At 39.9% G+C, this 14,432-nt stretch carries 11 protein-coding genes; 1 reads left to right on the top strand and 10 read right to left on the bottom strand.

What is annotated here, in order from left to right:
• Position 1: 1 nt before the first annotated feature.
• The 10 genes from M2406_RS01535 to galU all read right to left on the bottom strand — a co-directional run bounded on the left by M2406_RS01535 (position 2) and on the right by galU (position 12,174).
• Positions 2–1,150: a glycosyltransferase gene (locus M2406_RS01535; RefSeq protein ID WP_259188211.1), complete on the bottom strand. Its 1,149-nt coding sequence runs from the start codon at positions 1,148–1,150 to the stop codon at positions 2–4.
• A 32-nt stretch (positions 1,151–1,182) separates the two neighbouring features.
• Positions 1,183–2,256 (bottom strand): polysaccharide pyruvyl transferase family protein, encoded by a 1,074-nt coding sequence (locus tag M2406_RS01530; RefSeq protein WP_259188209.1) that lies wholly within the window; start codon positions 2,254–2,256, stop codon positions 1,183–1,185.
• Positions 2,257–2,316: 60 nt separating this feature from the next.
• Positions 2,317–3,465, bottom strand: coding sequence for a glycosyltransferase family 4 protein (locus M2406_RS01525; RefSeq protein WP_259188207.1), 1,149 nt, complete (start codon positions 3,463–3,465; stop codon positions 2,317–2,319).
• Between the two features lie 56 nt (positions 3,466–3,521).
• A complete protein-coding gene (locus M2406_RS01520) occupies positions 3,522–4,619 on the bottom strand; it encodes a glycosyltransferase family 4 protein (protein ID WP_259188205.1) in 1,098 nt (365 codons plus the stop codon).
• Between the two features lie 210 nt (positions 4,620–4,829).
• A complete protein-coding gene (locus M2406_RS01515) occupies positions 4,830–6,137 on the bottom strand; it encodes a hypothetical protein (RefSeq protein ID WP_259188204.1) in 1,308 nt (435 codons plus the stop codon).
• Between the two features lie 131 nt (positions 6,138–6,268).
• Positions 6,269–8,443 carry a polysaccharide biosynthesis tyrosine autokinase gene (locus tag M2406_RS01510; RefSeq protein WP_012006018.1) on the bottom strand — a complete coding sequence of 725 codons (2,175 nt, stop codon included), beginning with the start codon at positions 8,441–8,443 and terminating at the stop codon, positions 6,269–6,271.
• A 19-nt stretch (positions 8,444–8,462) separates the two neighbouring features.
• Positions 8,463–8,897 (bottom strand): protein-tyrosine-phosphatase, encoded by a 435-nt coding sequence (locus M2406_RS01505; protein ID WP_012006017.1) that lies wholly within the window; start codon positions 8,895–8,897, stop codon positions 8,463–8,465.
• A 9-nt stretch (positions 8,898–8,906) separates the two neighbouring features.
• On the bottom strand, positions 8,907–10,043 hold the full coding sequence (locus M2406_RS01500) for a polysaccharide export protein (RefSeq protein WP_012006016.1): 1,137 nt from the start codon (positions 10,041–10,043) through the stop codon (positions 8,907–8,909).
• A gap of 292 nt (positions 10,044–10,335) precedes the next feature.
• On the bottom strand, positions 10,336–11,229 hold the full coding sequence (locus M2406_RS01495; RefSeq protein ID WP_012006015.1) for a UTP--glucose-1-phosphate uridylyltransferase: 894 nt from the start codon (positions 11,227–11,229) through the stop codon (positions 10,336–10,338).
• A gap of 45 nt (positions 11,230–11,274) precedes the next feature.
• Positions 11,275–12,174 carry a UTP--glucose-1-phosphate uridylyltransferase GalU gene (gene galU / locus M2406_RS01490; RefSeq protein WP_041418896.1) on the bottom strand — a complete coding sequence of 300 codons (900 nt, stop codon included), beginning with the start codon at positions 12,172–12,174 and terminating at the stop codon, positions 11,275–11,277.
• 660 nt (positions 12,175–12,834) lie between these two features.
• Between galU and M2406_RS01485 the strand changes: the two genes are divergently transcribed.
• A complete protein-coding gene (locus M2406_RS01485) occupies positions 12,835–14,421 on the top strand; it encodes a TerC family protein (RefSeq protein WP_115182883.1) in 1,587 nt (528 codons plus the stop codon).
• Positions 14,422–14,432 lie beyond the last annotated feature (11 nt).

The raw sequence follows: 14,432 nt of genomic DNA, 5'->3' as shown, positions 1-14,432 counted from the left end.
CTTACATTCGATAATTAAATATCACTTCAATTAAGGATTTCATCTCAATTTCCTGATAATCTTTTACATATAAAGAATGTTTAATTCCTTTCAAACTTAAAGAATTGTGACACTCGCTATCTAAATAAATTCTAAAAATTCTGTTTTCTATTTCCATTACATTTTTCGGATCAAAATAAAGTACATTATCTTTGCAAACTTCTGGAATACTTGATACAGAAGAAGCTAGAACCGGGGTGCCATAACGCATTGCTTGCAGTGGCGGATATCCATACCCTTCGTTAAGAGATGGATATATGAAACTGTATGCATTCTTATAGAGCCAATTAAGCGATGATGTATCAATGTAATCCATAAAAATAAAATTTGAATTCCCCTCTAAAAAAGAAGGTGGTTTCTTGAGGCCTGTTACTACTGTTTTTATACCGCACTCGCGATTTTTTTTATAAAAATTAGACAAGGCCATCAATGCTCGATGGTTATTCTTCATCCATCTATTCGCGCTCACTAACAAAAAGAAACCGTTATTTTTTAGAGATAATGTTTTAAGTTCCGATGATAACTCAGGTTCTTCATCCCCGAACGGACAAGGAGCAGGATATACATGCACACATTCAGGTTTCAAATGGTTGAAGTTCGAAAGAATCGAATATTTTGTATGTTCCGAAACCGTAACAATAGATATATTTTTTTTGGTTAGCAGCCTTTCAAATAACGATAGGTATTTTTTTTGTGTATGGTTCTTAAAAATAGTCCGTTTTATTAATAGTTTGAACTTTTGAATTAAACCAAAAGTATACTTCCATTGAACATCGTCATATGGGCACTCGATCTCCCTTAACCCATGGACAGTCATAATAAAATGAGTATCTTCAGTTGGAAGATTATACAATTCATAGGGCATTGCCGAATAAAATATTTTCGGTTTGAGATCTTTTATATACTTACAGAGTTGTTCAACACTTTCCACAGCATGTAAATATATGTTGTTTTCATTGCAAGCTTTGAGAATGTTATCTTCGAGTTCGTAATTGCTATTGTAAACACATTGGAAATCTACAAATCCATTGTTTATGGCTCTAAAAAAAATCTCCTTAGCATATTCACCTCCCCCGTGAAACTTTGCGTCCTTGGTAGCCTGCGTTGCCATCAGATCCATTATAATCAAAACATTATCTCCAACTATTGTAACAGGTTAACTTGAACCGTTTCGTATACCTTTCGCTTCAAATCCATTGCTGAAAGTGATGAGTACTCATGCATGTAATATTCTATTTTTTTAGAGAGTATGGCCGGTGATAGCTGACAATTATTAATGTGCCCTAATATTAATGTGTGCATCCGCCCTGAATAAACTACTTTTGCATCTTTAAGGTGGCTTAAATATTCGTTTAGGCTTGGGACATTTTCAATCAAATTAATATAGTTTTTATTTTCATCACATATTATCTTGTCGTAGATAAATTTATTCAAATCGGCATCCTCTACAGTTGTAGATACAAGCTGAACAACATTACCAGTTTGAATTTCTTTTTCGATTATATTTATCCAGTATGATACATAGCTTTCAAAATCACCCTCATCAACTGCATTTATTTCATCAATATTTTTTTTGTGAACATAATATGCTGTAGCTCCAACGATTGAGATATTCTTCTTTTTAATTTCAATGGTTGAGTGCTCATCGTACAAGGCATATGCTAGATCAGGTATATAACCAGGCTTAACCGAAAAGAAACTTTCAATTTTCTCAATGGATTTTTTCTCACGAACAAAAAAGCCTGATGAGTAAGAGAATGCTTTTTTATATAACCATTTATCTATTTTAGTAAATTTTTCTGCGCAACCAACTCCTACAATATAGAAAGGAATTTTATTTTTCTTAGCTTCTCTAGACCAAATATACATTGCAATTGGGAAGGTACCACCCGACTGAATTAGTTGCCCACCTCCAATAATCATTGCCCCATAGTTATCAACAAAAACATTTCTAATTCTTTTTATATTATTAATGTACCATCTCGTGTACTTAACAAATTGGTTTTTCCAAAAAATATAATGCCTGACTCTCCTTACAAAACTTACTTTAGTGTTTTTTTTCACAGGCTGCGATTTGACATTTTTTTTACCCGCATCAAACCCGACACTTTCAGCTATATAACCAGCATCACTAACTACTTTTCTTATTCCTTCATTAATAGCATGATCGCCAATATTGTCAGAACAAACTTCGTTTACAATGAGTATTTTTTGCATATATAACCAAATGTAGTTAAATTAAATTTCACTTGTCCTGTATAAATAAACTCACGCTATCTACAAGATTTCAATATTTTTCAGAAAGTTAATTCTAACCTTACCTTCTGAAAAATTATTCATTACGTATGATCGTCCCCTAGCTCCGATTTGCTGTAGTTCTTCTGGAGAGTATCTCAATTCAATAATTTTATTTGCGAATTCATTCGAATCATTACATTCGATGTATTCTACTCCGGCAGTAACACCAATACCTTCGACACCAATACTATTTGTAATGACGGCAACACCATAACTCATAGCCTCAACAACTTTAACTTTTATTCCTGAACCAAAAGGAATTGGCGCGATCAAGCATGCCGCGGTAGACAGCGCTGAGCTAATATCTTCAACCATCCCTTTCAAAATAATTTGGTTACTACTTGCACAGAGGTCAATAGCTCGCTGATCATAATCACCATAAACGTATATCTTTATATTTTCATTTTTTAAATTTTCTGTAGCGAATATATTTGAAATTTCTCGTAGACATGCCAAATTATGATTTGCTTTTAAATTACCAACAAATACATAGTAATTATCTTCATCCAATAATTTTTCAGTGAACACATTTTCGGGAACACATGGTGGATTAAAGAAAATATTTTCCAGTCCAGTTGACTCTTTGAATAATGATGCCTCCAAAGGCGATGTGAAAGACAACTTATTAAATTTTCTTGAAAGAATCACTTCTCTATTACCAATAAGAGAACTCTCCATGGAAAGGATCATTTTCCTGAATGGCTTAACAATTGTTGCAAGATAAGAGGGATATTTTTCGGAATATGTACCGAGTAAATCTATATTGTCAGAAAAACTACTCACCATTCGTTTGTATCTTAAACTTAGCAAATCATCATATTCCAATATTTTTTTTAATTTTTCCTCTTCTACTAAATATGCCATCCTAACCATGTCAACTAAAACCAGATCATAGTTATTTTCTCTTATTAACTTAGCTACCATTTTCTTGGCTCTTGCCGAGTAAAATAAGCGTTCTTGGAAGGAAAATTTCCACCTAAAAATACCGTTAAATAGTATTTCTAAAGGATGTGGCTTTGGCATTTGGATGTGATTTTTTTTATCACATTTTTTTTTATTCTCATCAAAATGCGCAATGTCTACCTTAACCTCGCCTTCCAGCAAGAATCTTATGTTTTGATTTATCATGTACTCCCTACCTGCATACGAAGTCGGTAGCCTAGATACTATGTAAAGTACTTTTTTCATAAAATTCTGACCAGTTTATTTATTACGTTTTCAGTTGAAAAACGCTGTGAATTGGTAACCCCAGATAATTTTAATTCATCGCGGTCGTTCTTGTTTAACTTTAATATTTTTACAAGCTCAGCTTTCCAAGCTTCAACATTATTAATATCCTTGACCAGGATAGCGCTGCCATTAGTTATTTCTCGATGAGCATCAATATCCGATGCAATGACGATACTTGAGTTAGCCTGAGCTTCGATAACAGTACGCCCGAATCCTTCATAAGTTGATGGAGCCAAATAAACATCAGTGAGTCCATATATATAATTTATCATTTCATTTGATGAAGAACCAAACAACATATAGGTGATGTTATTTTTTTTACACTCCTGTATAAACTCATCTTCTCTTATATTGTCTATGGCAACTCCGACCTTCACTAATAATATCGGTCCAGTTTCTGGCATTGCCTTAGCCACTAACTCTGGGAGTATACTTACGTTTTTCCTCGCTTCGAAACTGCCTACATTGGAAACAACAACGTACCCTTTACTTTTGTATTCTTTAATCTTCGAGATAAAGGCTTGCTCCTCATTTAGCGGCAATACCATTTCCATTAGTTTATCTTTTGGAGTATTTTCTTTAATAACATTTGGTATTTCGAAAATCTTCCCTTTATGAATTCCATATTTCTCAGAAAGACTTTCTTTTGTAAAGTCAGACGGAGTGATATAACAAACACTCTTGCTGAACCTCAAAGCTGAAAATATAAATTTCAAATACATTCCCTTGAGACTTCTATCGTTACTTTCTGGCACATGGTGTATTATTACCATTGTTTTTTTTCGGGAAAGAAATCTAAAAAAAGTCAAAAATGAGAATGCTTCTTGGTATACTACGAGGTCATATTTATGATATTTAACCAAGGTGTTAAAAGGCAATGAAATGAATTGCCAAATATATCTTTTTAAAGAATTTGGCTTACCGTTGTCCTCATAATAAATCGTATTTACGTTTATTTCGCAAATATCAGTCAAGCCATCAATAAGCTCAAAACTATACTTTGCCACACCGGTATTGAATCTACTTTTGGGCCCCACAATCCATGCAATCATCTCTTACCTTAATTTTAACCGAGATTAATAATAATGTTTTAATAATACCCCTGCAGTGACACTGTTTAAAACATATTATGATATTACATTAAAGCCAAATCCGTACTGGAATCTTTATATCCTAGACTCAGGTCTGTTAAAAATAAAAAGATTGCAATATTGTAACCCGCTTCGATTTTATGATTATTTATAACTGACTTACGAAGGGATTCATTTTTCAGAGAGCAAAGGAGAAATGGTTTCTCGGCTTTGGCTATTTTTATAGTATAATGACAAATAAATAAAAATGTAGAAAAACAGATTCAATGGGAAATTCATCAATATATTGTTTGTGAAAAACTCAACCCCTAAATGATAAAACAATAAAACCAAAGCTAAATTCGTTCCAATACCAGGCTTAGCTATAATGTTAAGCATGATTGTTAAATACACAACTAAATATACAATAACCCCAAGCAAACCATAGTTACTTAACACATTCACATACGTGCTATCCAATGCTTTGCTTGCTTGCTTTAATCCGCTTGGCCCTTCCGTGCCATTAGTACCTATACCTACTCCGGTTAATAATGAGCTTTTTTCCACGTCATTGAATATATCGTTGTGTTGCTGAACTCGAATGAATATAGAACTGTATGCGGAATCATGCAGGCTGGTATTTTTCACTTGGTCATACACAAAATAACTATTAAATACAAACATTGACACAAAGAAAACAGTTACTGTTGCTCCTCCCCAGATCACTCGCTCAAGTTTTCTATCTACCCTAAGAAAAATAAGAAATAATTTAATAATTGTATAAGCCGCAATGCCTATTATAGCAGTTTTATATAATGTCGCTATTGCTCCAGCAAGGAATACAGTTGCGAGTATTATTTTGATTTTTTTACTAACAACCCCGGATTCGAGTGTCACAAAAAAGCATAACACCATCAGAGTTCCCGATCCAATAAAGCTAGTTAATGTTCCCATTGCCCTCAGGTTGTCACTAACATTATCAAGCCGTAAGCCACTGCCCCTGGATGAGTTATTGAATTCATCTACTTGAAGAAAAACCATAAACCATTCGGTGAAAACTTTTTGAACTATTATTACACCGATATTTATTATACCGACAACTATTAATGTTTTACAAAGTTTTCTATAAAGTTCAAGGCCATCATCAAATGATAGGAATACATTCACTAACCCCAAAACAAAGAAAAATGGTATGAAGTCGCTTTTAAATTGATACAAAACAAGTGCTAATTCATCACCAAGAGAACTTATGACATAGGTGGTTAGGATAAAGGCTGGTATGATAATCCCTAAGATTAAATTAACTACTTTAATCTTCCCTCTAAGAAGGATAAAGAAAACTGACAACAAATAGTATATTATAACCAAAACTTCTTTCCATAGTTTAAGCGCAGGATTATCAAATCTAGCTGCGACAAGACTAAATATACTTGTAAAGCAAAAAATGAAGAAACAAACCGTGGTGAAAGTCACCATTATTTTTTTAGTGTTCTGTTTCATTACACACCATTAAATACAAATACGGTTTATAAAGTAATTTATAAATACAAGAAAATTCTATAAAACCTATAAAAACTTAGCTATATAACAATATAGCAGCCATCATTTTAGATGGCTGCTATATCTAATTGCTATTTTTTATTTTCCGAATAATTATAATCATAGTTACTATATCCATAACCATAATAACTACTCGCTTTTTTTACCATACCATTCAGGATACAGCCCTTAACATGAACACCACTTTGTTCAAATCGTTTTAGACTAACCTCGATTTCTTTTACTGTATTTTCTTCAAAGCGGACAACAAGAAGGGTTGTTCCTGCATAGCGACCAATAATAGCTGCATCAGTAACCGCTAATACAGGAGGTGTATCAACAATAACTAGATCATAATTTTTTGATGCCCATTCAATAATTTCATTAAATCGTGGGTGCATTAAAAGCTCTGCCGGATTGGGTGGGACTTGCCCTCTGGAAATAAAGTCAAAATCGACTGAAGGTATATGATTCAGAGTGTTTTCAACTTTAATTTTTCCCGAAAGGATATCTGACAAACCATCAACGTTTCCAAACCCAAAGAGCTTGTGCGCATAACCTTTACGCATGTCGGCATCAATAAACAGTACTTTTTTCCCAGTCTGAGCAATAATAGCGGCCAAGTTACTACTAACAAACGTTTTACCTGCATCAGGGCTAGCACCGGAAATCATGAGAACATTATTATTAGCCTCCATCATTGCAAAGTGCAAGCTTGTACGTAATCCCCTTATTGCCTCGATAGCTAAGTCAGCTGGATTTTCCACAGCTAAAAAATTAGGTTTAATAGTCTTATTTTTATTAATTGATTTCTTACTATTTCCTATATTTTTCTGCTGTAACCATAGTGAAACAGGAATGCTTGCATAGACATTAATGCCTAACTCCTCAAGCTGCTCTGCTGTTTCAACACCTCGGCGAAGCAACACTCTAAACAAAACTGCGCCAATAGAAACAATACCACCTAAGATAATCCCCAATAAGACGACGATCGTTTTCTTAGGTTTAACAGCATGTGGCTCGGTTACTGCTGAGTCAATGATCCTGACATTACCAATTGCACTCGACTTTGCTATGTTCAATTCCTGTTGACGATTAAGCAACTGCATATATACAGCTCGTCCAGATTCAACATCCCGGCTAAGGCGAAGTACTTCCTGTTGTGTTGCAGGCATTACTGACACACGTTTATTTAAACGTTCTTTCTCACTTTGTAGTGTTTCACGTTTTTCCATTAAAGCTTTATATGTGGGGTGTTCTTTTGTATATAGCTGAGATATCTCTGCCTCGCGGAAAGTTAATTGATTAAGTTGATTATCAGCATTTACAATTTGATCCAAGACTGACTTGGCTTCCATTGTCAAATCGACAGAATCTTTTTGACGGCGATATTCATTTAACTTATCTTCAGCTGAATCTAATGCACTCCTTACCTTTGGTAATTGCTCTTGCAAGAAATCAAGACTTTTCGCATTTTGCGCGGCTTGGCGAGCAATGTTCTGCTCTAAGTAGTTTTGAGTGATGCTGTTTAATATCTTAGAAATTAATACAGGATTATCACCACTAATTGTCAAATTCAACATTCCTGTATTTTTCCCCTGATCTGTCACAGAGAAAATATCTTGCAAGTCTGAAATTGCTTCTAAATTAGTATGATATTTGATGACAAATTCAGTTCCCGGCAATGCATTGATTTTTTCGACTAACAGTGTAATTCCATTTTTGTCAAGAACCTTTCCAGTTTCTCCAGTAGCCTCAATATTTTCGCCAGCTATCCGATAATGTGTATTATCAACGACTGTCAGAACTATTTGTGCCTCACTCTTACTCTCATTCGGCGGTAGATAGAGACGGCTAACCGAAAGCTCGCCTGGCTTTTCACCCATCAAGCGAGCCCAACCTTGCCCAAAGATCGGGAAGTATTTTTGACTCACTACAGCCTGCAAATTCAGATCATTTACTGTTTTACCTAAAATCATGCGGGATTGTAAGAGTGCTATTTCTGGCGCTGATTGCGGTTGGCTATCAGGCAACACTTGACTCAGACTATCAAGGATAGCATTACCCTGTTTTTGCTCTACTTGGATAAGAGCATCAGACTGATAAATTGGCGTCGCAAAGAGAGAGTAAATAATTGCTAGCACTGTAAAAATTGATGTCACACCCAAAATCAAATATCGATGATCAATTAGCTCACCGATGAGACGTCCCAGATCAAGTTCATCTGATTCGGTGTTATTTGGTTTATTAGAACTGACAGATTGCATGCGCTTATTTCCTGACTAATTATTTGTTGATTTTTTCTACCCAGCGTTGACAGGATTGATCAATTAGTTGATAGACAAATTCAAAAGCTTCCTTGCTTTGCCGGTATGGATCGGGAATCTCCTTTTTATCCAACCATTGCCCCAACAGCATTGTCTTTCCTCTCACTTCAGGAGCGATGCTAGTAATTTTCTCAATATGCTTTCTTTCCATTACTAGAATCAAGTCATATTGACGCCCTAATTGAGCTGTAAACTGGGTGGCATGATGGCCTTCAAGAGATAAGTTATATTTTTCAGCAACAACGATCGCAGACTGATCTGCTGAATGATCAACTAATGCTCCAATTCCTGCCGAGTCAATTTTCTTATTTGGCAACGCTTTGCGTAGTAGCCTTTCTGCTATCGGAGAACGGCAAATATTCCCAACGCAAACTACCAGTATTGAATCAAACATTATTTATTCCTACGGCCAATTACGAATTCGTAACGTACCTTCACTGAGATCATTATAGCTAGAAATAGTCGGAGCTAACTGACTGATCAAACGATTCCAGCGGGCAACGGGAGCTGCCGTCACATACACAATATCATATGGCTGCAAATGGAACTCAGCCCCCATAACCATCGCAGTCGCATCTGCCATGTTTAATTGGTAAATATTGGCAAGCTTGTTACCTTCAGTACCATGTAATGGGCGAATAACAAAAACACCAGTCGCATCTGCGGTGGATTGGCTGATGCCTTCCGAATTTCCCAAAGCTTCAGTCAAAGTCATCCCGCTTCTATCCATTTTTAGTGTCGCAGGAGTTTTAACTTCACCCATGACAAACACTTTCAAATCATCATTACGTGGTACGTAAAGAATATCGCCTGGATAAAGAAGATGGTTTTGTGTCAAATCGCCTTTTTGCATTAACGCCTGTAGAGAAATACGCTGCTCTTTACCATTATGAGTTAATACAACATTACGCCAATCAGCATTTTCTGCCAAACCGCCTGCGGCGTTGATAGCATCCATCACAGTTAACGGCACGTTGGTAATAGCTTGCTGACCGGATTTAGAAACCTCTCCTGTGATATACGTTTTCTGTGACCGGAATGCTGCAATACTCACATCAACCTGAGGACTTTCTATATAGTGAGATAAACGCGATGAGATTTCATTTCTAACTTGGACAACAGTTTTACCAACAACTTTTACCTTGCCGATATAAGGATAGAATATGGTTCCATCAGAATTCACCCAGTTACCAGTATCGCTGGCGCTACGGTATTGACCAGCTGGGGTAGTTAATTCTGGATGATCCCAAACGGTCACCATTAAAACGTCACCTACACCAATGCGATACTCATAATTCTGCAATTCACGTTCCAATGCACTATTCGGTTGCGCTATCGCAGGCTTTGGCCTCATTTTGCTAATCAATCCTGGTGTCATTGGATAGACGTTTACCAGTTTATCAATATCAAAATCGCTATCTTCTTGTTTTACAATATCTTTACCACTAGTGGAAAGGTGGGTACCGGGGATGATTGTACAACCACTGATCACACTAATCGATACCAAAATCGGTATCAGTTTCCATTGTTTTTTTGCCATCGAGTTATCATCACTATCAAAGTAAGAATGTTTGCGGTGCTAAGCCCCGGGTCACCATAGCGCTTTCACGGCACTCAGCAAAATGATTTGTCATCTGCTCAAGCAGACATGAAAAATTCGCACTCATTGTGCAAGCATTGAGTTCGTACCTGCTAATATAAAGTAACGTCAAAAGTATTATCGCATAATAATCAAAAAAAAAGTGTGCCTAACTAGGCGCATTTCGATTCAGCATAGTAAAAGGCCACGTCAGAATTGCTCTGAGGTAGCCATAGAATTTTCGTGATTAGCGTTACAATGAGAGTTGGTCAGCCCACTCTCGAAACGCCTTACCCTGAGTAGGATGGCGCAAACCATAGGTAACAAATGCCCGCAGATACCCCATTTTTTCGCCACAATTGAACGATTCTCCCACAAGTTCTGTCGCCTCGACCGGTTGGTGTTTCAACAGTTCAGCAATGGCGTCTGTAAGCTGAATTCGCCCCCAAGCGCCTGGCTCTGTTTTCTCTAATAGTGGCCAAATATCCGCTGACAAAACATAGCGCCCTACTGCAGAATAATTGGATTTCAACTGAACTTCACGGCCTGGCTTTTCGATAATCGATGTCATACGCGAGCTTTCACCAGGCTGCAGCTTGTTGGCTTCACACTCAACCACCGAGTAGTCGTGTAAAACATGCTCATCCGCAGCCTGAACCAGCACCTGGCTCAAACCCGTCTGTTCAAAGCGACTAATCATATGCGGCAGGTTGTCTTTCTTCAGGTCGGCTTTGGCGTCGTCAAGCAAGACATCCGGCAACAGAACTACAAAAGGTGAGTCCCCTACCAGCGGCTTGGCGCAAAGCACCGCATGCCCCAAGCCTTTTGGCTGCCCCTGACGAATATGCATTAGCGTTACGCCTTTTGGCGTAATCGACTGCACTTCATCAAGCAACTGGCGCTTAACGCGCGCTTCGAGCATCGCTTCCAGCTCAAAGGAGGTATCAAAATGGTTTTCGATCGCGTTCTTGGATGAATGCGTCACCAGGATAATCTCTTTGATCCCGGCAGCAACACATTCATTAACTATATATTGAATCAACGGCTTATCAACGATCGGTAGCATTTCCTTTGGAATAGCCTTGGTTGCCGGCAGCATACGCATACCCAGACCTGCAACGGGAATGACAGCTTTTAACTTGGTCATGGTAATCCTCTTGATATCTTATGATCGTCTTCTCAGCCGTAACTCTTACTTGCTGTTCAGCGTTTGTTTTAGCCACTGGGTAAAATCTTTGCCTTCGGAGGCGTGACGCAGTCCGTATTGTACGAATGCCTTCATATAGCCCAACTTATCGCCGCAGTCATGCGATTTTCCGCTCATATGAAAAGCCTCTACGGTTTCCTGCCCCATCAAGGCAGCAATGGCATCGGTCAACTGGATTTCATCGCCGGCACCCGGTAAGGTTTTTTCCAGCAGCGGCCAAATATCCGCAGACAAAACATAACGGCCCACTACCGCCAGATTTGAAGGTGCATCTTCCAGCGCCGGTTTTTCCACCACGGCGGTCATCGGGGTACTCTCACCTGCTGACAACGCCGCACCACCACAATCAACGACGCCGTATTTCGAAACATCCTGTTCCGGTACCGGTTCCACCATGATCTGGCTAAAACCTGTATCAGTGAAACGTTGAATCATTTTAGCCAGGTTTTCTTTACGCAGATCGGCAGTTGAGTCATCCAGCAACACATCGGGTAACAACACAACAAAAGGATCATCGCCGACCATTGGTTTAGCGCACAGAACCGCGTGCCCCAGACCTTTAGCTTGTCCCTGGCGTACTTGCATTACTGTCACATCTGCCGGGCAGATAGTCTGTACTTCTTCCAGTAACTGACGCTTAACGCGCGATTCCAAAACGGCTTCAAGCTCAAACGAGGTATCGAAGTGGTTTTCGATCGCATTTTTGGAGGAGTGGGTGACCAACACAATATCTTTGATCCCAGCCGCCACACACTCATTCACAATGTACTGAATCAATGGTTTATCGACCACCGGCAGCATTTCTTTAGGGATGGCTTTTGTCGCTGGCAACATACGGGTTCCCAGACCTGCTACGGGAATGACAGCCTTCAATCTTTTTTGCATGTTTTTCATCCACATTCAATAATTATTACGTAGCTGAACCAAGTCGCTCATGAAGTCGGAAACGGGGTAGTTGAGACACGCTACCGCCCCTGGCTTTCAGCTACCAATGTACTGTCATCGTTCTCTATAGGCGACCAGGTTCAGTCACGTTTTAATGTATATTGAGGGACGTACTCTTTTGTTAAGCGATAGTTAGATCACAAATAAAACAAAATAAATACGTCCTTATAACCAAACGATGATACTTGTAAATGTTTATATGGCTAAGATTCTTATACTATTGCCTTATCGATACAAGCCCAAGATACCTATTAAGTACCCTTTTCAGAATAAGACTACCCACAGGGGGGAACTGAACAAAGTGTAGCAGCAGCAAGAATCTATAACGATTTGATTTTTAAAAATTATATTTACGCTGTTTTTATCAACAGGCGTCTAAACCCATACTCCAGAAACTGCCTCCATGTTCAGAAAATCCCCCATTTCTCCTGGTGTCACATTTTGAACGCCTGCTGGAGAGTCGAGTTTTTATGCATTATTCTTGCTTGGCTTTTTCATTTAGCAGGCAACTCCCCCGGTTTTAAAGTTGAATTTTCCCGGTGCAACACCCATCATTCACTGGCGGCATAAGCCGTCGAACTTACAGGTGAAATTGGGCGTATGGAATGGATCGCAGATCCAACAATTTGGGCCGGCCTGGCCACTCTGGTCGTGCTGGAAATCGTTCTGGGTATAGACAACCTTATCTTTATCGCCATCCTGGCGGAAAAATTACCAAAACATCAAAGAGATAAAGCCCGCATTGTAGGTTTAATGCTGGCGTTGCTGATGCGCCTGGCGCTGTTGGCCTCCATCTCATGGTTGGCGACACTGACTCAACCGTTGTTTTTTGCCGGCGGACATCCCTTCAGCGGCCGCGATCTGATAATGCTGGTTGGGGGCATATTCCTGCTGTTCAAAGCCACCATGGAGCTCAACGAGCGACTCGAGGGTAAAGATGAAGAGCAACAGGGCCAGCGCAAAGGCGCCCGCTTCTGGCCAGTGGTGGCACAAATCGTGGTGCTGGATGCGGTCTTCTCGCTCGACTCGGTGATCACCGCCGTCGGCATGGTCGATCACCTGGCAGTCATGATGCTTGCGGTGTGTATCGCTATCGGACTGATGTTACTGGCCAGCAAACCGCTAACGCGCTTCGTCAACGCCCACCCAACGATTGTCATCCTGTGTCTGAGCTTCCTGCTGATGATCGGTTTCAGTCTGGTTGCCGAAGGCTTTGGCTACCACATTCCGAAAGGTTATCTGTACGCCGCCATTGGTTTCTCAGTGATGATTGAAGCCTTGAACCAACTGTCGCAGTTCAACCGCCGCCGTTTCCTCTCGACAGCACGCCCCCTGCGCGAACGTACCGCAGAAGCCGTGCTGCGCATGTTGAGCGGCAAGCACGAAGAAGCGGAGATCGACAACCAATCGGCCAACCTGTTGGCCGATAGCGGCAATGAAAGCGGCGAAATTTTCAACCAGCAAGAACGGCATATGATAGAGCGCGTACTGGGTATGGCGCAGCGTACGGTAAGCAGTATCATGACCTCCCGTCATGACGTGGAATATCTCGAGTTGAATGATCCGCAGGAAAAGCTGACCCAATTGCTGGAGAAAAATCAGCATACGCGCATTGTGGTGGTGGAAGACAGCGCCAGCGATGAACCCCTCGGTGTCATTCATACCATTGACGTGTTGAAGCAGCAGTTAACCCAGGCGCCACTGGATTTACGTGCGTTGGTACTGCAGCCACTGATTTTCCCCGAGCAGTTGACCCTGCTGAGCGCGCTGGAGCAATTTCGCCAGGCGCAGACCCATTTTGCCTTTGTCGTAGACGAATTCGGCTCGGTTGAAGGGATAGTCACGCTGACTGATGTGATGGAGACCATTGCAGGCAACCTGCCGGAAGCCGGAGAGGAAGTCGACGCCCGGCATGACATTGTGCAAAATGATGACGGAAGCTGGACCGCCAACGGTTACATGCCGCTGGAGGATCTGGTGTTGTATCTGCCATTACCGCTGGAAGATAAGCGTGAATACCACACGTTGGCCGGCCTGCTGATGGAACACAGCCAGCGCATTCCCCAGGAAGGCGAGCAGTTGCGGATCGGTGACTACCTGTTTGAACCGCTGGAAGTCAGTAGCCACCGTATTTTGAAGGTAAAAATCACCCCGTTGTCGGTACCAGAACCAGACTACGAGGTTTAAACCGGGGCCGG

Source organism: Serratia sp. BIGb0163 (assembly GCF_024809935.1).
Lineage (GTDB): Bacteria > Pseudomonadota > Gammaproteobacteria > Enterobacterales > Enterobacteriaceae > Serratia > Serratia quinivorans.
Note: the sequence above shows the minus strand (reverse complement) of the source record. Positions and strands in the feature narration are given on the sequence as shown.

Bases quoted from the DNA above. Each gene is read 5' to 3' on its own strand.
- M2406_RS01535 (WP_259188211.1), bottom strand. From the start codon at position 1,150: ATGGCAACGCAGGCTACCAAGGACGCAAAGTTTCACGGGGGAGGTGAA.
- M2406_RS01500 (WP_012006016.1), bottom strand. From the start codon at position 10,043: ATGGCAAAAAAACAATGGAAACTGATACCGATTTTGGTATCGATTAGT.
- galU (WP_041418896.1), bottom strand. From the start codon at position 12,174: ATGCAAAAAAGATTGAAGGCTGTCATTCCCGTAGCAGGTCTGGGAACC.
- M2406_RS01515 (WP_259188204.1), bottom strand. From the start codon at position 6,137: ATGAAACAGAACACTAAAAAAATAATGGTGACTTTCACCACGGTTTGT.
- M2406_RS01530 (WP_259188209.1), bottom strand. From the start codon at position 2,256: ATGCAAAAAATACTCATTGTAAACGAAGTTTGTTCTGACAATATTGGC.
- M2406_RS01520 (WP_259188205.1), bottom strand. From the start codon at position 4,619: ATGATTGCATGGATTGTGGGGCCCAAAAGTAGATTCAATACCGGTGTG.
- M2406_RS01525 (WP_259188207.1), bottom strand. From the start codon at position 3,465: ATGATAAATCAAAACATAAGATTCTTGCTGGAAGGCGAGGTTAAGGTA.
- M2406_RS01510 (WP_012006018.1), bottom strand. From the start codon at position 8,443: ATGCAATCTGTCAGTTCTAATAAACCAAATAACACCGAATCAGATGAA.
- M2406_RS01495 (WP_012006015.1), bottom strand. From the start codon at position 11,229: ATGACCAAGTTAAAAGCTGTCATTCCCGTTGCAGGTCTGGGTATGCGT.
- M2406_RS01505 (WP_012006017.1), bottom strand. From the start codon at position 8,897: ATGTTTGATTCAATACTGGTAGTTTGCGTTGGGAATATTTGCCGTTCT.
- M2406_RS01485 (WP_115182883.1), top strand. From the start codon at position 12,835: ATGGAATGGATCGCAGATCCAACAATTTGGGCCGGCCTGGCCACTCTG.